This window comes from Pandoraea pnomenusa (genome assembly GCF_040391475.1).
Lineage (GTDB): Bacteria > Pseudomonadota > Gammaproteobacteria > Burkholderiales > Burkholderiaceae > Pandoraea > Pandoraea pnomenusa_C.
In genome coordinates this window covers 1-18,212 of sequence record NZ_JBEBXS010000045.1, presented here as the reverse complement: position 1 = coordinate 18,212, position 18,212 = coordinate 1, and the positions used below count along the sequence as shown (strand labels likewise).

At 65.4% G+C, this 18,212-nt stretch carries 17 protein-coding genes; 12 read left to right on the top strand and 5 right to left on the bottom strand.

Annotated elements, in window-relative coordinates:
* The 6 genes from ABWO90_RS24790 to gloA all read left to right on the top strand — a co-directional run.
* A partial coding sequence (locus tag ABWO90_RS24790) for a glycine--tRNA ligase subunit alpha (RefSeq protein WP_353193866.1) occupies positions 1-572 on the top strand: 572 nt, incomplete at its 5' end.
* Positions 569-2,686: a glycine--tRNA ligase subunit beta gene (gene glyS / locus ABWO90_RS24785; protein WP_353193865.1), complete on the top strand. Its 2,118-nt coding sequence runs from the start codon at positions 569-571 to the stop codon at positions 2,684-2,686. The genes ABWO90_RS24790 and glyS, both read left to right, overlap by 4 nt.
* Positions 2,687-2,751: 65 nt before the next feature.
* On the top strand, positions 2,752-3,345 hold the full coding sequence (gmhB, locus tag ABWO90_RS24780) for a D-glycero-beta-D-manno-heptose 1,7-bisphosphate 7-phosphatase (protein WP_353193869.1): 594 nt from the start codon (positions 2,752-2,754) through the stop codon (positions 3,343-3,345).
* An 86-nt stretch (positions 3,346-3,431) separates the two neighbouring features.
* Positions 3,432-4,202 carry a lysophospholipid acyltransferase family protein gene (locus ABWO90_RS24775; RefSeq protein WP_353193864.1) on the top strand — a complete coding sequence of 257 codons (771 nt, stop codon included), beginning with the start codon at positions 3,432-3,434 and terminating at the stop codon, positions 4,200-4,202.
* 21 nt (positions 4,203-4,223) lie between these two features.
* Positions 4,224-5,150 carry a M48 family metallopeptidase gene (locus ABWO90_RS24770; RefSeq protein WP_502922701.1) on the top strand — a complete coding sequence of 309 codons (927 nt, stop codon included), beginning with the start codon at positions 4,224-4,226 and terminating at the stop codon, positions 5,148-5,150.
* 108 nt (positions 5,151-5,258) lie between these two features.
* Positions 5,259-5,660, top strand: a complete 402-nt coding sequence (gloA, locus tag ABWO90_RS24765; RefSeq protein ID WP_353193863.1) for a lactoylglutathione lyase — start codon at positions 5,259-5,261, stop codon at positions 5,658-5,660.
* Between the two features lie 97 nt (positions 5,661-5,757).
* On the opposite strand, the gene ABWO90_RS24760 is transcribed toward gloA, so the two are convergent.
* Positions 5,758-6,183, bottom strand: coding sequence for a rubredoxin (locus tag ABWO90_RS24760; protein WP_353193862.1), 426 nt, complete (start codon positions 6,181-6,183; stop codon positions 5,758-5,760).
* A gap of 297 nt (positions 6,184-6,480) precedes the next feature.
* Between ABWO90_RS24760 and ABWO90_RS24755 the strand changes: the two genes are divergently transcribed.
* Positions 6,481-7,368: a DMT family transporter gene (locus tag ABWO90_RS24755; protein WP_353193861.1), complete on the top strand. Its 888-nt coding sequence runs from the start codon at positions 6,481-6,483 to the stop codon at positions 7,366-7,368.
* Here the strand turns inward: ABWO90_RS24755 and rsmA are convergent.
* The 4 genes from rsmA to ABWO90_RS24735 are packed head-to-tail and all read right to left on the bottom strand — an operon-like array spanning position 7,343 to position 12,981.
* Positions 7,343-8,176 carry a 16S rRNA (adenine(1518)-N(6)/adenine(1519)-N(6))-dimethyltransferase RsmA gene (rsmA, locus tag ABWO90_RS24750; RefSeq protein WP_353193860.1) on the bottom strand — a complete coding sequence of 278 codons (834 nt, stop codon included), beginning with the start codon at positions 8,174-8,176 and terminating at the stop codon, positions 7,343-7,345. The two genes, ABWO90_RS24755 and rsmA, sit on opposite strands and share 26 nt — an antisense overlap.
* Before the next feature lie 10 nt (positions 8,177-8,186).
* Complete coding sequence (pdxA, locus tag ABWO90_RS24745) at positions 8,187-9,269, bottom strand: 4-hydroxythreonine-4-phosphate dehydrogenase PdxA (RefSeq protein WP_353193859.1); 1,083 nt, start codon at positions 9,267-9,269, stop codon at positions 8,187-8,189.
* Between the two features lie 42 nt (positions 9,270-9,311).
* Positions 9,312-10,679: a peptidylprolyl isomerase gene (locus ABWO90_RS24740; RefSeq protein ID WP_353193858.1), complete on the bottom strand. Its 1,368-nt coding sequence runs from the start codon at positions 10,677-10,679 to the stop codon at positions 9,312-9,314.
* Entirely contained in the window at positions 10,672-12,981 is a 2,310-nt protein-coding gene (locus tag ABWO90_RS24735; RefSeq protein ID WP_353193857.1) for an LPS-assembly protein LptD, read from the bottom strand. Before ABWO90_RS24735 ends, ABWO90_RS24740 begins: the two co-directional genes overlap by 8 nt.
* A 214-nt stretch (positions 12,982-13,195) precedes the next feature.
* Between ABWO90_RS24735 and ABWO90_RS24730 the strand changes: the two genes are divergently transcribed.
* The 5 genes from ABWO90_RS24730 to ABWO90_RS24710 form a co-directional block, all read left to right on the top strand.
* Positions 13,196-14,281 carry an aminoglycoside phosphotransferase family protein gene (locus tag ABWO90_RS24730; protein ID WP_353193856.1) on the top strand — a complete coding sequence of 362 codons (1,086 nt, stop codon included), beginning with the start codon at positions 13,196-13,198 and terminating at the stop codon, positions 14,279-14,281.
* Between the two features lie 28 nt (positions 14,282-14,309).
* Positions 14,310-15,023: an N-acetylmuramate alpha-1-phosphate uridylyltransferase MurU gene (gene murU / locus ABWO90_RS24725; RefSeq protein ID WP_353193867.1), complete on the top strand. Its 714-nt coding sequence runs from the start codon at positions 14,310-14,312 to the stop codon at positions 15,021-15,023.
* 53 nt (positions 15,024-15,076) lie between these two features.
* On the top strand, positions 15,077-16,408 hold the full coding sequence (locus ABWO90_RS24720; RefSeq protein WP_353193855.1) for an aminopeptidase P N-terminal domain-containing protein: 1,332 nt from the start codon (positions 15,077-15,079) through the stop codon (positions 16,406-16,408).
* Complete coding sequence (locus ABWO90_RS24715; protein ID WP_353193854.1) at positions 16,408-17,763, top strand: UbiH/UbiF/VisC/COQ6 family ubiquinone biosynthesis hydroxylase; 1,356 nt, start codon at positions 16,408-16,410, stop codon at positions 17,761-17,763. Before ABWO90_RS24720 ends, ABWO90_RS24715 begins: the two co-directional genes overlap by 1 nt.
* Positions 17,764-17,891: 128 nt before the next feature.
* The coding region (locus tag ABWO90_RS24710) for a tRNA-dihydrouridine synthase (protein WP_353193853.1) at positions 17,892-18,212 on the top strand (321 nt) is incomplete at its 3' end.

Sequence of the window (18,212 nt, the reverse complement as noted above, 5' to 3'; positions counted from 1 at the left end):
CCTGGGGCCTGGGCTGGGAAGTCTGGCTCAACGGCATGGAAGTGACCCAGTTCACTTACTTCCAGCAAGTCGGTGGCCTGGACTGCAAGCCGGTGCTCGGCGAGATCACCTACGGGATCGAGCGTCTGGCCATGTATCTGCAGCAGGTCGAGAACGTCTACGACCTCGTGTGGACGGAGTGGGAAGAGCAAACCGCCGACGGCCCGGTCAAGCGCCGCCTGACCTACGGCGACGTGTTCCATCAGAACGAAGTCGAGCAGTCGACGTACAACTTCGAGCACTCGAACCAGCCGATGCTGTTCAGCTTCTTCGATAACTACGAGAGCGAAGCGAAGCGTCTCATCGAAGCCGAACTGGCGCTGCCCGCCTACGAGATGATTCTCAAGGCCGCGCACACCTTCAACCTGCTCGACGCACGCGGCGCCATCTCGGTGACCGAACGTGCGGCGTACATCGGCCGTATCCGTGCGCTGTCGCGCCTGATCGCACAGGCCTACTACGCCTCGCGCGAGAAGCTCGGCTTCCCGATGCTGAACGCCCCCGCCGTCAAAAACCAAACGCAAGCCGCATGATGAGCACCGCACAACGCACCCTGCTGGTCGAACTGCTGACCGAAGAACTGCCGCCGAAGGCGCTGGCGCGTCTGGGCGACGCGTTTGCCGACGGCATCGCCAACGGCCTGCGCACGCGCGGCCTCACGACCGACGCGAGCGTCATTACGCCGTACGCCACGCCGCGCCGTCTGGCCGTCACGATCTCCCACGTGCTCGAACGCGCCCCGGATGCCACCATCCGCGCGAAGGTGCTGCCCGTGTCGGTCGCCCTCGACGCCAATGGCAACCCGACGCCGCCGCTGGCGAAGAAACTCGCTGCCATGGGCTTTGCCGACCTGCCTGTCGCGAGCCTCGAGCGCGCCATGGACGGCAAGGCCGAAGCCTTCTTCCACACGTACACCGCCGCCGGCGCCCTGCTGGCGGATGCCCTGCAAGCCGCGCTCGACGAGACGCTCGGCAAGCTGCCGATCCCGAAGGTCATGAGCTACCAGCGCCCGGACGGCGAGACGGTGCAGTTCGTGCGTCCGGTGCACGGCCTCATCGCCCTGCACGGCGACACGCTGGTGCCCGCCACGGCTATCGGCCTGGCGTCGGGTAACAAGACGATGGGCCATCGCTTCCTGTCGAAGGGCGAAGTCGCCATCGCGAACGCGGACGCCTACGCCGCCACGCTCGAAACCGAAGGCAAGGTGCTGGCCAGCTTCACGGGCCGCCGCGACGCCATCCGAACGCATTTGCTCGCGGCCGCCGGCAACGACCACGTGGTCATGCCGGACGCGTTGCTCGACGAAGTGACCGCGCTCGTCGAATGGCCCGCGATCTACGCCTGCCACTTCGAGAAGGAATTCCTGGCCGTGCCGCAGGAATGTCTGATTCTCACGATGCAGACGAACCAGAAGTATTTCGCGCTGACCGACAAGCCGCTCGCCGAGGGCGGGCGTCTCACGAACCGCTTCCTGATCGTCTCGAACATCGAGACCGGCAATCCGGAACAGATCGTCACCGGTAACGAGCGCGTGGTGCGCCCGCGCTTGGCGGATGCGAAGTTCTTCTTCGAGCAGGACAAGAAGAAGCCGCTGGCGGACCGCGTGCCGCAGCTCGCGAACGTCGTGTATCACAACAAGCTGGGCTCGCAATTCGAGCGCACGCAGCGTCTGGTGAAGCTCTCGGGTGCCATCGCGAAGATGATCGGCGTCGACGTCGCGCTCGCCGAGCGTGGCGCGCTGCTGGCGAAGGCCGACTTGCTGACCGACATGGTCGGCGAGTTCCCGGAATTGCAGGGCACCATGGGGACCTACTACGCGCGCCACGACGGCGAGGCGGAAGAGGTGGCTCGCGCCTGCTCGGAGCACTATCAACCGCGCTTTGCCGGCGACGCACTGCCGGAAAGCCACACGGGCACCGTCGTCGCATTGGCGGACAAGCTCGAGACGCTGGTCGGTATCTGGGGCATCGGCCTGCAACCGACGGGCGAGAAAGACCCGTTCGCGCTGCGTCGCCACGCACTGGGTATCGTGCGCATGCTCATCGAGCGCCGACTGCCGGTCATGCTGTCCGACCTGCTCGCCGTGACGTATCAGCAATTCACGTCGGGCGTTGCCGCCGACGCCTATCTGAGCGACGTCTACCAGTTCGTGCTCGATCGTCTGCGCGGCTATCTGCGCGAACGTGGCTACGCGGCCAATGAAATCGAAGCCGTACTGGTGTCGCCGTCGATCTATCTGGATCTGAGCGATCTGATCGAGCGTCTGGAAGCTGTGCGCGCCTTCTCGGCGCTGCCGCAGGCCGAAGCGCTCGCCGCCGCGAACAAGCGCATCGGCAATATCCTGAAGAAGACGGCGCCGCCGCCCGAAGGCGTGGTCGTGGAATCGCTGCTGATGGAGCCGGCCGAGAAGGCGCTCAACGCAGCGCTCCAGCAGGTCACCCCGGAAGTGCAGCGCCGATTCGAGGCGCGCGAGTATTCGGCCGCGCTCTCGGCGCTGGCCGCGCTGCGCGATGCCGTCGACGCCTTCTTCAACGATGTCATGGTGATGGCCGACGACGAAGCGATTCGCAACAATCGCCTCGCGCTGCTCTGGCACCTGCATGTGCAGATGAACCGCGTGGCCGACCTCTCGAAGCTCGCGGCCTGAGGCCGGGTGCAGAGGTTGGTGAACTGAGAAAGGTGAACTGAGTGCCCAAGTCCCTGACGTCCCCCATGGATTCGCGCAAGGAGCGCGCGCCCGGCCCTGCTGCCCGCAAGCTGGTGATTCTGGATCGAGACGGCGTGATCAACGCCGACTCGGATCAATTCATCAAGTCGACGGACGAGTGGGTGCCGCTGCCCGGCAGTCTGGAGGCCATTGGCCGACTCAATCAGGCCGGGTATCGCGTGGTCGTGGCGACGAACCAGTCGGGTGTCGGGCGCGGGCTGTTCGACATGGCAACGCTAGGTGCCATGCACGCGAAGATGTCGAAGCTGGCGTCCGCTGCCGGCGGACGCATCGACGCCGTGTTCTTCTGCCCGCACACGGCCGCCGACGCCTGCGACTGCCGCAAGCCGAAGCCCGGCATGTTCCAGGAAATCGCGCGACGCTACGAAATCGACCTGACCGGCGTGCCGGCCGTAGGCGATTCGCTGCGTGACCTGCAAGCCGCCGCTGCGGTCGGCGCGCATCCGCACCTCGTGCTCACCGGCAAGGGCAAGAAGACGCTCGCTGCCGGCAACCTGCCCGAAGGTACGCAGGTGCATGCCAGCCTGCAGGCTTTCGTCAACGACCTGCTCGCCGAACAGGACACCCGGCATGCGTAAGCGATGCACGACCCGGCGCGTTTGCCGGGACGCGCATCACCGCCTGTAGGACAATCGCCCCGGCCACCGATATTTCGCCAAGATCCATGCTGCAACTTCGTTCGATTCTCTTTTTCATCTTCCAGATCGTCTGGACGATTCCGTATGCGACCGCATGCATGGTGTCGTTCCCGTTCCTCACGCGCGTGCAACGCTACTGGTTCGCGGTAGGCTGGTGCAAGGTCGTGATTCGCGTGGCCGACAAGCTGTGCGGCATTCGCTACCGCGTCATCGGCTGGGAGAACCTGCCGGACACGCCTGCCATCATCCTGTCGAAACACCAGTCGGCGTGGGAAACCGTTGCCTTGCCGGCGCTGATGCCGCGTCCGCTCTGTTTCGTGTTCAAGCGTGAGCTGCTGTACGTGCCGTTCTTCGGCTGGGCGCTGGGTCTGTTGAGCATGATCCACATCAACCGCAGCAAAGGGACCGATGCCTTCCAATCGGTCGTTGATCAAGGCCGTGAGCGTCTGGCCGAAGGCTCCTGGATCATCATGTTCCCGGAAGGCACGCGCACCCGGACCGGTTCGCGCAACAAGTACAAGTCGGGCGGCGCCCGGCTGGCGGCGACCACCGGCGCGCCGGTCGTGCCCGTTGCCCACAATGCCGGGCGGGTGTGGCCACGCAATACGTTCCTGAAACATCCGGGCGAGGTGATCGTCTCGATCGGCCCCGTCATCGAAACGGCGGGACGCACGGCCGAAGCCGTGAACGCCGATGTCGCCGAATGGATCGAGCGGGAAATGATTCGCATCGATCCGGCGGCGTACACATCCAAGCCCACGGCGAGCGACGCCCCCGACACCACGCCACGGACCTGACCCGAATCCCGAGACCGTCTCATGTCGAAAGTTCAGCCCGCCACCCGCGACTCCCGCTCCCGGCATGAGACCCCTGCTCCCCAGATGGAACTCGATCTGTTCGGCAGCCCGGCCGCCGAGTTGAACGGTGTCGCCACGGACGCGCCGAGCGCGTCTGCCGCGCTCAATCCCAGCGCTGCCGACACGCAGTCCCTTCAGCCCCCCGCACCGCGCCGCACGCCCGCCAATGGCGAGCGCGTGATCATGCTCGACGGGCACGCGCTGTACTACCGCTTCAAGCGCTCGTCGCGCCGTACCATCGGCTTCATGATCGACGAATCGGGCCTCGCGGTGACCGCCCCGCGCTGGGTGACGCTCGCCGATGTCGAAGCCGCCATCGTCGAAAAGAAGCGCTGGATCTTCAACAAGATCGCCGAGTTTCGCGACCGGGCGGCGCGCCGCGTGATCCCGCGTGTGAACTGGGTCGATGGTGCAGCGCTGCCGTATCTCGGCCATACGCTCACGATCCGACTCGGCGGACGCGCCGGCGCCGCGCAGTACGACATCCATAGCCACACCCTGTGGCTCGATCTGCCGCCGCAGGCGGCGCCCGAGCAGATGCGCGACCGCGTGCAGGGATGGCTGCAGCAGGAAGCCCGCAAGCTGTTTACCACGCGTCTGGAGGTCTACGGGGAGCGGCTCGGCGTGCGCTATAGCGCACTGGGACTGTCGTCTGCCGCCACGCGCTGGGGCAGTTGCAGCGCCGACGGACGCATCCGCCTGAACTGGCGGCTGATCCACTTCCCGCTCGGGGTGATCGACTATGTCGTCGCGCACGAACTGGCGCACTTGAAGGAGATGAACCACGGGCCGCGCTTCTGGCAGGCGGTGGCATCGATCTTTCCGGAATTCGAGGCGGCCCGCGACACGCTCAAGTCCCACGCCCCGGAGTGGCTGCCCGAGTTCTGACCACGCCTCGTGCGCCAACACCAGGTTGGCTCAACGCTGCATGAACGCTGCTCATTTCACCATGCGCGGGTACAATCGACGTTTCGTTGTCCCCACACAGAGAACATCATGCGAATGCTCCATACCATGCTGCGCGTTGGCGACCTGCAGCGCTCGATCGACTTCTATACGCGCGTGCTCGGCATGCAACTGCTGCGTCAGAGTGAGAACGCCGAGTACAAGTACACGCTGGCGTTCGTCGGTTATGGCGCGGAGTCGGAAAACACCGTACTCGAACTGACCTACAACTGGGGCGTGGAGAAGTACGAGATGGGCACGGCGTTCGGCCACCTCGCCGTGGAAGTCGACGATGCCTACAAGGCCTGCGATACGATCCGCGCCGCGGGCGGCAAGGTCACCCGCGAAGCCGGCCCGGTCAAGGGCGGCACCACGGTGATCGCCTTCGTGGAAGATCCGGACGGCTACAAGATCGAACTGATCCAGAAGCACTCGACCAAGGGCGGCCTGTAAGTCGTTCTCAGCACGGCTGCCGGGCGCCGGCAGCCGTCTTGCGATGTGCGCTCACGCCTGACCACCGAGGCAGGCGCGAGCACGACGCGCCAACGCGTCAGAACTCCACCATCGCGAAATCTTCCTTGCCCACGTCGCACAGCGGGCAGCGCCAGTCTTCCGGCACATCTTCCCAGCGTGTTCCCGGCGCGATCCCGTCTTCGGGATAGCCCGTCGCTTCGTCGTAGATCCATCCGCAAATCACGCACACCCACTGACGCGACGCCGTCGGCGCTTCGGCTTGCGCCACCGGTGCAGCGACGTGCTCACGAACGGCATCGCCTGTCGGGTCGAGCAGCGCGAAGACCAGCGGCGATTCGGTGCCCGAGGCATCGTGCTGCGCGCGGCCCAGATGCGACTGGAGGGCCACGAGCAATGCCTGTGCTTCGTCGCGGGTGAGATCGATCCAGTAGGGATCGCCTGCGCCATCGTTCAGACGTGACGGGGAAAACTGCAATTCGACGGCGGAGCCTTTCTTGTACATACGGAATACTGCGGTGATGAATGGCGATGGCGAGCGACGCCGCAGGTCGCCGTCCGTTGTGGAGGGCGCGGCAGATCGCGGGAAAAGTCGCCCGCGCGGAGCATTGTATCGGTGCGAAGGTCGGCAATAAACCCTCGAAAAGGGGAGAAATTGTGCCGCGATACGGAATAATCGCTCCCACATTACCCCCGCGGCGTGCACCAGAATGATGCCCTCGGCGACGCGATCGGAGACAATGGGCGCCACCACCCGAAATCGGCGTCGCATTTGCGATGCCTCGTCATCCGAATCAACGCAATGAAAACCCAACCGCGCCCGATCGATGCCTCCGCACTCGCCATCATGCTGGGCTTGTGCATGATCTGGGGCGGCCAGCAGGTCGCCGTCAAACTCGCTGTCCCGGTCGTGCCCGCCGTGCTGCAAGCGGGCCTTCGCTCGTTGATCGCAACGCTTCTCGTCGGCGCCTGGATGGTGTGGCGTCGTCAGAAGCTCATCACCGGCGACGGCACCCTGCCCGCCGGCATTCTCGCGGGCGTGCTGTTCTCGGTGGAGTTTTTCTGCATCTTCGTCGGCCTCACCCACACCACGGCGTCGCGCATGGCCGTCTTCCTGTACTCGGCGCCTTGCTTTACCGCCATTGGCCTGCACTGGACCGTGCCCAGCGAACGGCTGCGCCCGCTGCAATGGCTCGGCATGGCCGTGGCCTTTTGCGGCATTGTGGTGGCGTTCTCCGACGGCAGTTCGGACCTCGCAAAAACCTGGCCGGGCGACCTGCTCGGCATTCTTGCGGGCATGTTCTGGGGGATGACGACGGTGATCGTTCGTGCGTCGCGACTGGCCACGGCGGCGCCCGCGAAGACACTGCTCTACCAGTTGGCGGTATCCGCCGTGCTGCTGTGCCCGCTCGCGCTTGTGACGGGCAATGCGCATATCGGCACGATGACGACCACGACCTGGGTAAGCCTGATCTATCAGTCCGTTGGCGTAGCGTTCGCGAGCTATCTGATCTGGTTCTGGATGCTCACGCGCTACAGCGCCGCCCGTCTCGCCTCGTTCTCATTTCTGAGCCCGCTGTTCGGCGTGACGTTCGGCGTGTTGATTCTGGGCGAATCGGTGGGATGGCGCTTTGCGGGCGCCGTGGCGCTGGTGTTTGCCGGGATCAGCCTTGTGAACCGACGCCGCTGATGGCACGCGCGAGTTGCACGTACTCGTCGACCGGTACGTCTTCCGCGCGGCGCGTCAGGTCGAAGCCCAGCGCGTCGAAATCGACTCGGTCGCGATAGCTGTGCAGCGTGTTGCGCAACATCTTGCGACGCTGCGAGAACGCCTGCGCGACCACCGCTTCGAAGACATCCAGATCCACTTCCGGCAAATCGGACACCGCTCGCGGGATCATGCGCACGATCGCCGAGTCGACCTTCGGCGGCGGATTGAACGCCTCGGGCGGCACGTCGAGCACCTTGTCCATCCAGTAGCGGTACTGGAGCATGACGGACAGACGGCTGTAGTTGCTCGAGCCTGCCGGCGCCACCATGCGCTCCACCACTTCGTTCTGCAGCATGAAGTGCTGATCGCGCACTTGTTCGGCGTAGCGCATGAGGTGGAAAAGCAGCGGACTGGAGATGTTGTACGGCAGGTTGCCGACGATGCGCAGCGGCGCTTCGTCGCGACGGTCCGCCGGCACCAGCGAGCCGAAGTCGAAGTCGAGCGCGTCGCCCGCATGGACGGTCACGCGCTCACCGAACTTGCGCGTGAGACGCGCCACGAGATCGCGGTCCAGTTCGACGACATGCAAGTGGGCGAGCCACTCAGTCAGCGGCGTCGTCAGCGCCCCCAGCCCCGGGCCGATCTCGACCATCAGATCGTCGGTACGCGGCGAGATCGCGCTGATGATCGCATCGATCACGCCCATGTCGACGAGGAAGTTCTGACCAAAACGTTTGCGCGCCACGTGGCCCTGCTGGACCCCCGTGCGCTTCGATGCGCTACTCATGTGAAATTCCTTATGAACGCGGTTGTGCGGCGTCCGGATCGCCGGTCGCGCCTGCGGTCAATTGTGCGTGTGTGGCGGCGTTGGCCGCCATCGTCGCTGCGGTGCGCAGCGCTTCGAGCAGGCTGCCGCTCTCGGCCCGCCCCGTGCCGGCCAGATCGAGCGCCGTGCCGTGATCGACCGACGTGCGAATGATCGGCAGGCCGAGCGTGATGTTCACGCCTGCGCCGAAGCTCGCGTACTTGAGCACCGGCAACCCCTGGTCGTGATACATCGCGAGGACCGCGTCGGCGCCTTCGAGGTGCCGTGGCTGGAACAGCGTGTCGGCCGGATACGGGCCGCGGGCATCGATACCGACCGCACGGGCATCGTCGAGCGCGGGCGTAATGACGTCGATCTCTTCGCGCCCGAGATAGCCCGACTCGCCCGCATGCGGGTTGAGCCCGGTGACGAGAATTCGCGGACGCGTCACGCCAAAATGCCGCATCAGATCGTGATTGAGGATCACGAGCGTTTCGAGAAGTTCGTCGCGACGAATCGCGCCGGGGACCTGCGCCAGCGGCAGGTGCGTCGTGGCAAGCGCCACGCGCAGCCCGCCACCCGCGAGCATCATCACGACACGCGGCGTGCCGGTGCGCTCGGCGAGGTATTCGGTGTGCCCCGTAAAGGCCACGCCGCAATCGTTGATCGTGCTCTTTTGCAGCGGCGCCGTGACGATGGCGTCGTACTGACCCGCGAGTGCGCCGTCGATGGCGTCGTCGAGCAAGTCGAGTACGTAACGGCCATTGGCCGCATCGAGCTGCCCCGGCTGCGCAACCACCGCGAGCGGGTGATGCACGACGCGCACCTGTGAGCCTGCCAGCAACGTCTGCCATGCGTCGCCCAGTCCGACGGACTGCGCGCGCGAGGCGAGCAACGACGCGTCGCCGAGTACGGCGAACTGGCACTTCGCAAGGAGGGGGTCGGCAGAACCGCCGGAGAGCAAACCTTCCGCAACGGTGAGGCACTTGACCAGTGCCTGCACCGTCAATTCCGGCCCGACGCCCGCCGGTTCACCGGTGGTGATGGCGAGGACGAAGGGCCGGTCGGAAGTCATACGGTGGGTGATGTCGGGGTCGAGAAACGTCTCACGCAGGGCTTACTGCTGCCCGTTGTTCAGACGATAGTCGACATAGGCGCTGTCGCGCAGTTGCTGCAGCCAGTCGCGATACTGCTGATCGGCCTTGCGGCCACGCAGTTCCTGCATTGCGAGGTTGCGCTCCTGATCGCCCGACACCTGCGACTCGCGATGACCCAGCACCTGAATCAGGTGATAGCCATACTCCGAGCGCACCGGCTCGCTGATCTGGCCGTCCTTGAGCGCGGACATGGCCTGTTCGAACGCCGGCACGGTTTCGCCCGGCGAAATCCAGCCTAGGTCGCCACCTTGCGATGCCGAACCGTCCACCGAGACCTGACGGGCAAAGTCGGCGAAATCGCCCTTGCCGGCTTCGACTTGCGCCTTGATGTCGAGCAGCTTCTGACGCGCCTGGGCTTCGGACACGCCGTCGCCCACGCGAATCAGGATGTGACGCGCATGAATCTGCGGCACGGTCATGCCCTGTTCGCCGCCCGACTTGCGGGTGTCAACCAGCTTGATGACGTGAAAACCGTTGCTGCTGCGAAGCACTTGCGGCACGACCGTGCCCGGCTGCAGCTTCTGAATCTGCGTGAGGAACAGATCGGGAATGCGCTCGGGAATGCGGTAGCCCATGTCGCCACCGCTCGAGGCGTCCGATGCGTCCGAATATTGCTTCGCCAGGGCGGCGAAGTCACCGCCGGCCTTGGCCTTGTCCAGCGCTTCGTTGGCCTTCTTCTCTGCCGCGCTCACCTGATCGGGCGTCGCGCCCTCCGGCAGCTTGACGAGAATCTGGCTCAGACGGTACTCCGTCTCCGACGGCGTGGCCGTGGCGCCGCGCTGTGCGGCGAGGAACGTGTTGATTTCCGAATCGCTGACCTGCACCTGGCTGTCGACTTCGCGATCGCGCAGGCGCGCCATGATGATCTGTTCGCGCACTTCCTTGCGGAAGGCGTCCCAAGGCACGCCGGCTTGTGCAAGCCGTGCCTTGTATTGATCGACGCTCAGGCGGTTGTCGGCGGCAATGCGCTGCAGCGCCTGCTCGACATCGGCGTCCTTCACGACGATACCGGTCTCCTTCGCACGCTGGAGCTGCACTTGCGTGACGATCATCTGCTCGAGCACCTGGCGCTGCAGCAGATCGGCATCCGGGACCGGACGCTTGGCGAGCGCGAGCTGGTGCTTGGCTTCCTCGATGCGCGTATCGAGCTCCTTGCGGGTGATCACGCTGTCGTTGACCACGGCGACGATGGAGTCCACCGCGCGCGTGGACGACACAGGCGCACCTGCGGCCTTGGCCGAGATCGGTGCCGGCTGGGCCACCGCCACCCCGGCGGCAAGACACAGGCTCGCCAGCAGCGAGGCACGCTTCACAAACATGTCATTCATAGTTGCTGAATCGAGAAGGAATCTGGTTCGTCGGTGGCGGCTGGTAGCCCGGTACCCCGACCTTGAATGCTTCTGTGGCGGCTGTGCCGGACTTGCTCAAGCCCTTCAACTCCAATTGCGCAAAGATGCGCGAAGTCGTCGTCGTGGCGTTGGTCGCGTAGCGCTGCAGCCCGACCCGGAAGGCCCAGCAGTCGGCATCATACTCGAAACCCGCCAGGGCATCGACGAACGTCTTGTCGGTAATGCTGTAGTTCAGGCGGCCGACGACACCGAATCGCGGTGTGATCGGCCACTGTCCCGAAATCTCGATCTGGTTGATCGGCGTCGTGGTCAATGCCGTTTGCCCGACCACCGGCGGCGGATTGCGCAGGTATCGGTAAAAGACGTTGAACACGCGCCGCTCGCCCGGGCGCCACGTCACGCCCACGTCGGATCGGTTGAACTGCGAGGTGCTCGGACTGTACTGCACGTTGGTGGTGAACGTAATGTTCCGGTACAGAAGCGCAGATCCGCCGACGAGGAAGTCGGACACACCGGCATCTTCTGGCACGCCACCCGGCATCGTCACGCGCGATTGCGTGATGTTGTAGCGCTGCGCATACCAGACACGTGCGCGTTCCACGCCCGACTCGGCATCGATCAAGCGGGACGTCAGCGCCATCGTGACACGGTTCGCGTCCTGAATTCGATCGACGCCGATGAACGAGTTCTCGCTGAAGATTTCCGCGAGGTTGAAGTCGGCCGTGGCGCTATCGAAGATCGGGATCGAGCTCTGATTGCGGTACGGCGTGTAGACGTAAAACAGGCGCGGTTCCAACGTCTGCGTCATCGCCGTGCCAAACAGGTTCACCGGACGCTCGAACGTCAGTCCGCTATCCAGACTGAACGTTGGCAGCGTGCGCGTAACCGACGACTGCATCGTCGAGCCGTTCGGATAGTCGATGTTGTACGACGCCGCGTTGAAGATGACCTTCGGCACGACGAAGTAGCCCGGCGTGAGAATCGGGTAGCTCAACGTCGGCTGAGCGTACAGACGCTCGCCGTTGGGCTGGCCGGTCACCGACGCAATCTGGAAGCGGTTGTACCGGACCGGCATCGTGAAGTCGAAGCCGTGCATGTCCAGCTTCGTATACGTTGCCATCAGTTCCGGCACCGACTCGTACTGCGGCGCGCTCGGCGCCAGCGTCTGGAATTTCAGTACGCGTGCCAGGAAGGACCAGTTGCCGTACGACCACGTCAGGCCGGCCTCGCGGTTGTACACGCGCTGCACGCCGGTCTGGAAGTTGGTTCCCGACCCGAAGTCATCGGGATAGGTATCGTCCGATACCTTCGAGAAGTTGACGTAAGCATTGACGCCATACCCCAACTGCTGCGTATGCTGGAACGTATAGGTATAGCGCGCATCGCCCGTGACACGATCCTTCGGCAGGTACTCTATATGGAAAAGCCCCGAATACGTGGGCTCCATATATCGGAAGTCGCCAACCATCATCGCGCCGCGCTTGGTCATCAGGCGAGGCGTGAGCGTCAGATCGCGGTTCGGTGCGATGTTGAAGTAATACGGCGTGGCCAGTTCGAAGCCGGTGCGGCTCGACTGCGTGAACGTCGGCGCGAGAAAGCCCGAGCGGCGCTCGTTCGACGTCGGGAACGACAGGTACGGGCTGGCAAAAATCGGCACGCCCTGGAAGAACAGCACGCCGTTGCGCGCCGTGCCTTCCTGTTGCTCCTGATCGAATTCGAACTCCGACGCCTTGATGTACCACGCCGGCTCCTTGCCGTCGTCGGTACAGGCGCAGGCGGAATAGGTGCCGCGCTGCAGCGTCACGAGGTTGTTGGCCTCGACGTCCGCGCGCTCCGACTTGCCGCCACCGCCCGACACGAGCGTATACGTCGGCGTGAGCATGTAGCCGTCGCCTGCGCCCGTGTACATATGTGCCTCGGGGCCGACGAACAGGTTACCGCCCTGCATCAGGCGCGCATTGCCGTGCGCCACGACTTCGTCCGAGTCCTGATCGTAGGTCAGCCGATCGCCCTTCACGAACGAACGGTACTTGCGCGCTTCGGCCTGGTCGTCGACCGTCACGTCCACATTGGTCCGCCCGGTCATGTGCATGCCGTTCAGATACAGCGGCACGTCTTCACCCAGGCCTAGCGGGTTGTCGACAAGCGCAGGTACGGTACGCAACTCGAGACCGTCGCTCATCGCGATATCGGGAGGGGGCGCTTCCTGCGCACCCGCGAGCGAACACCACACGCCCGGCAGGGAGAGCAGCAGTGCCAGCGGCTTGCGACGCGTGCGCATCAGTCGCCGCAATGGCGAAACATCTTTCGTATGGACTTGTTTATCCGGCATGTACGCAAACAGCGAGACAATCGTGGCGCCGCTTGCGGGCAGCCAATCCCGTACGTCCTCGGGTCATTTCCGGGAAGTTCGGGACGGTCGATCGAGGTCGAGAAACAGGGCGTCTGGAAAACATGATCGGGTATTATATGGCAAGACGTTTACGGCCCCCATCATGACCGCACAACCCACCGCTCCCGCGAGTATTTCCGACGCTTCCCACTCGCTCTCCAACGCTACCGATCCTCGTCTGCAAGCGCTTGACCAGTGGCTCTCCGGCCTGGCCGGCACGTTCTCCCTCGACATGGCGCAGTGGGCGCCCGCTTCGGCAGACGCCAGCTTTCGGCGCTACTTCCGCATCGGCAGCCACGACCCGGCGCATCCGAGCCTGATCGTGATGGACGCCCCGCCGCCGCAGGAAGACTGCCGCCCGTTCGTGCACGTCGCCCAGTTGATGGACGAAGCGGGCCTCCAGGCGCCGAAGGTGCTGGCCGAGGATCTGGCGCAGGGTTTCCTTCTGCTGACGGATCTCGGCGGGAAAACGTACCTCGACGTGCTCGACGACGACAACGCCCGCCCGCTCATGCGCGAGGCGCTCGACGCACTGATCGTCTGGCAAAAGAGCTCGCGCCCCGACGTCCTGCCGCCGTACGACACCGCGTTGCTGCAGCGCGAACTCGATCTGTTCCCGGACTGGTACGTCGCCAAACACCTGAAGGTGACGCTGAATGCCGACCAGCGTGCCACGCTCGATCGCATCAATCAGTTGCTCATCGACAATGCCCTCGCCCAGCCGAAGGTGTTCGTCCACCGGGACTACATGCCGCGCAACCTGATGCCGGGCCTGCCCGGCACCCCGGGGCCGGGCATTCTCGATTTTCAGGATGCGGTCTACGGCCCGCTCACCTACGACGTCATCTGCCTCATGCGCGACGCCTTCCTGAGCTGGGACGAGGAACGCCAGCTCGACTGGCTGGCGTATTACTGGGAACGGGCACGCAAGGCCGGTCTGCCGGTCGACCCGGACTTCGGCGAGTTCTATCGTCAGGCCGAATGGATGGGCCTGCAACGCCACCTGAAAGTGCTGGGCATCTTCGCGCGCATCAACTACCGCGATGGCAAGCCGCGCTATCTGGCCGACACGCCGCGCTTTCTCGACTACGCCCGCAAGGTGGCCGAGCGTTACACGCCGCTGCGCCCGCTCGCCCGGCTGCTCGACGAGCTGACCGGCCAGCAGGTCGACGTCGGCTACACGTTCTGAGGCCCGCCGCATGAGTTCCCCCCAGGCGATGAAGGCCATGATCTTCGCCGCCGGACGCGGCGAGCGCATGCGCCCGCTCACGGACGTCACCCCGAAGCCGCTGCTCGCCGTGGCCGGCAAGCCGATCATCGTGTGGCAGATCGAGGCCCTCGCGCGCGCGGGCTTCACCGATATCGTCATCAACCACGCGTGGTTGGGTGCACAGATCGAGGCCGCGCTTGGCGACGGCAGCGCATTCGGCGTGCGCCTGGCCTACTCGGCCGAAGCCGAAGCGCTGGAGACGGCCGGCGGCATCGTGCAGGCACGCGCGCGGCTCGAGGGCGCGGGCAATGTGTTTCTCGCAGTGTCGGGCGACGTCTTCACGGCATTCGACTACGCGTCGTTGCGCAGGCCTGCCGTTCGAATGGCTACGCAATCCGAGCCGGGCATGCATCTGGTGATGGTGCCCAATCCTCCGTTTCATCCGAAAGGCGACTTCTCGCTCGATGCAGCCGGCCATCTGCATCTGCCGGGCAACGCCCCCGCCGACGCCAGCCCGCTGACGTTCGGCAACATCGCGCTCTACGACCTGCGGCTGTTCGACGGCATCGCGCCCGGCACGCGCATGGCGCTCACGCCGCTGTACCAGCGCGCGATCGCCGCCGGTCGCGTCACGGGCGAACGCTTCGACGGCATCTGGGAAAACGTTGGCACCCCGGCCCAACTGGCCGCGCTGGACACAGAAGTACGCGCCCGGCAGTAGAATCGCCTGAACTGCGACAAATACCCACCGAACCATCCGAAATGGAGTCCGCGATGTCTGAGTCCCCCTACCGCGCCCGCCGCGAGCGAGTCATCGAACAGATGCGCAAGGCCGGTGGCGGCGTCGCCATCCTGCCGACGGCCCCGGAAGTGCCGCGCAATCGCGACAGCGACTATCCGTATCGTCACGACAGCTATTTCTACTACCTGTCCGGCTTCACCGAGCCCGACGCGGTCGTAGTGCTCGACAGCCGCACGGGGCACTCGATCCTGTTCTGCCGCGCGAAAAACGAAGAGCGCGAGATCTGGGACGGGTACCGCTACGGCCCGGAAGCCGCGCGCGAAGCCTTCGGTTTCGACGCCGCCTACGCGATCGACGAAATCGACACGCGTCTGCCGCAACTGCTGGCCGACGCCCCGGCGCTGTTCTACGCGCTTGGCGCCTCGGCGCAACAGGATCGCCAGGTGCGTCACTGGCTGAACGCCGTGCGCGCCCAGAGCCGCACGGGCGTCTCGGCACCGTCAGCGGCGCGTGACATCCGCGCGATTCTCGACGAGATGCGTCTGGTCAAGGACAACGTGGAGCTCGATATCATGGCCCGCGCGGGCAAGATCTCGGCCGACGCCCACGTGCGTGCGATGAAGGCATCGCGCCCTGGGCTGCGCGAATACCATCTCGAAGCCGAACTGCTCTACGAATTCCGCCGCCACGGCTCGCAGTTCCCGGCGTACGGTTCGATCGTCGCCACCGGCGCCAACGCCACCGTGCTGCACTACCGTGCGGGTGACGCCGAATTACGCGACGGCGATCTCGTGCTGATCGACGCCGCATGCGAACTCGACGGCTACGCCTCGGACATCACGCGCACCTTCCCGGCCAACGGCAAATTCACGTCGGCGCAGCGCCAGCTCTATGACATCGTGCTCGCCTCGCAGCAGGCGGCCATCGACGCCACGCGCGCCGGTGTCGCCTTCGACGCGCCGCACAACGCGGCAGTGCGCGTGCTCGCACAGGGCATGCTCGACACGGGCCTGCTCAAGCGCGACGTCGTTGGCAGCGTCGACGACGTGATCGCCGACAAGTCATTCAGCCGTTTCTACATGCACCGCACCGGCCACTGGATCGGCATGGATGTGCACGACTGCGGCGAATACCGCGAAGACGGCCCGGACGGCGAACGTCCGTGGCGCACGCTCGGCGTGAACATGGTCACGACCATCGAGCCGGGCATCTACGTGCGCCCCGCCCCCGATATCGACGAGCGTTACTGGAACATCGGCATTCGCATCGAGGACGACGCCGTCGTCACGGCGAACGGCTGCACGCTGCTCACGCGCGGCGTGCCGGTCGACGCCGACGAGATCGAAGCCCTGATGCGCGGCTGATGACGCACTCGCAGGCCCCTCTCACGTCCGCCCCTGCCGACACCTCCGTGGGCCGGCGCTTCGACGTCGCCATCGTCGGCGCGGGCCCGGTCGGCACGGCCCTCGCCTTGCTGCTGACACAACGCGCCCCGCACTTGCGTATCGCACTGGTCGACGGTCGCGGCCCGCAAGCGGGTTACGACGACCCGCGCACGCTGGCACTCTCGCACGGCAGCCGGGAGATCCTCACGCGCGCGGGCGTTTGGCCGCACAACGGCCGGGGCCTGGACAACACGTCCATCGAGCACATTCACGTCTCCCAGGCACGACGCTTCGGCAGCACGGAAATCGATTTTCGCGAGCACGGCGTGCCCGCGCTCGGGTACGTGGTGCGATACGGCGCGCTCATGCGCGCACTCGACACCGCCCTCGCCCATGTCCCCGCCCGTTTCGAGCATGCGCCGCAGGCCTCGGCAACGTCGCATGCCGACGCCGCAGAGGCCTTGGTAGCCTCCGTACCCGCCGGACTGCACCACTTCCGCCCCTACCGGGCGATTGCCTTGCGTCAGGACGCGCAGGAAGTCACGATCACCCTCGGCACGTCGCTCGACGATCACGCGCAAACGCTGCATGCCGCGATCGCCGTGAACGCCGAAGGCGGCCTGTTCGAAGGCCAGACGACGCGTCCGCGCGCACGCGACTATGGGCAGACGGCGCTCGTCGGCTTCGTCACCTGCGAACGCCCGCGCGCCGGCTGGGCATGGGAGCGCTTCACCCCGGACGGCCCGGTGGCATTGCTGCCGCAGGAGCACGGCTACGCGCTCGTCTGGTGCTGCTCGCACGCCGAGGCGAAACGGCGCCGGACGCTGGACGACGTCACGTTCCTCGCCGAACTGCACACCGCCTTTGGCGACCGTATGGGACGTTTCACCTCGGTCACGGGCCGGGCAGGCTTCCCGCTCGGCCTGAACGCGCTCGGCCATGTCGTGGACGGCCGGGTTGCGGCCATCGGCAACGCGGCGCAGACCCTGCACCCGGTCGCCGGGCAGGGCCTGAATCTCGGCCTGCGCGACGCCTTCGATCTGGCCGACACCCTCGTGCACAGCGCCCGCACCCTGCGAGACGCACGCGCCGACGCACAAACGGGCACGCAAACCCACGGTGTGCCGGGCCCGGCCGCCCTCACCGCTTTCGCGCGCCGCCGCCGCGCAGACCGCGGCCTCACGATCCGCATCACCGACATGCTGCCCCGGGTATTCGGCATCGACGCCGCCCCGGTCGCCCTGCTTCGCGGCATGGCCCTCGCGAGTCTCGATCTCGTCCCGCCGCTCAAAACCGCCTTTGCCCGCCAAATGATGTTCGGCCAGCGCGGCTGAACGCGATCGGGTGCGACCGTGCGCGGGGCCGCACCCGGCGGGCCGCCGGAAAATCTGCACATTTTTTAGGCGACGGGGACGGGTTTTCGAAGTAAAATACAAACTTTTTCCCGGCTTTTCCCTTCATCGTGCGTATTGGTCCTCACGAACTCCGCAATAACCTGTTCGTCGCCCCCATGGCGGGTGTGACGGATCGGCCGTTCCGCCAGTTGTGCAAACGACTCGGCGCGGGCTATGCCGTGTCGGAAATGGTGGCGTCGAACGCACAGCTCTGGAAGAGCGAGAAGACGATGCGCCGCGCCAATCACGCCGGCGAAGTCGCCCCGATCTCGGTGCAGATCGCCGGGGCCGATCCGGCCATGATGGCCGAGGCCGCCCGCTACAACGTCGAGCGTGGCGCCCAGATCATCGACATCAACATGGGCTGCCCGGCCAAGAAGGTCTGCAAC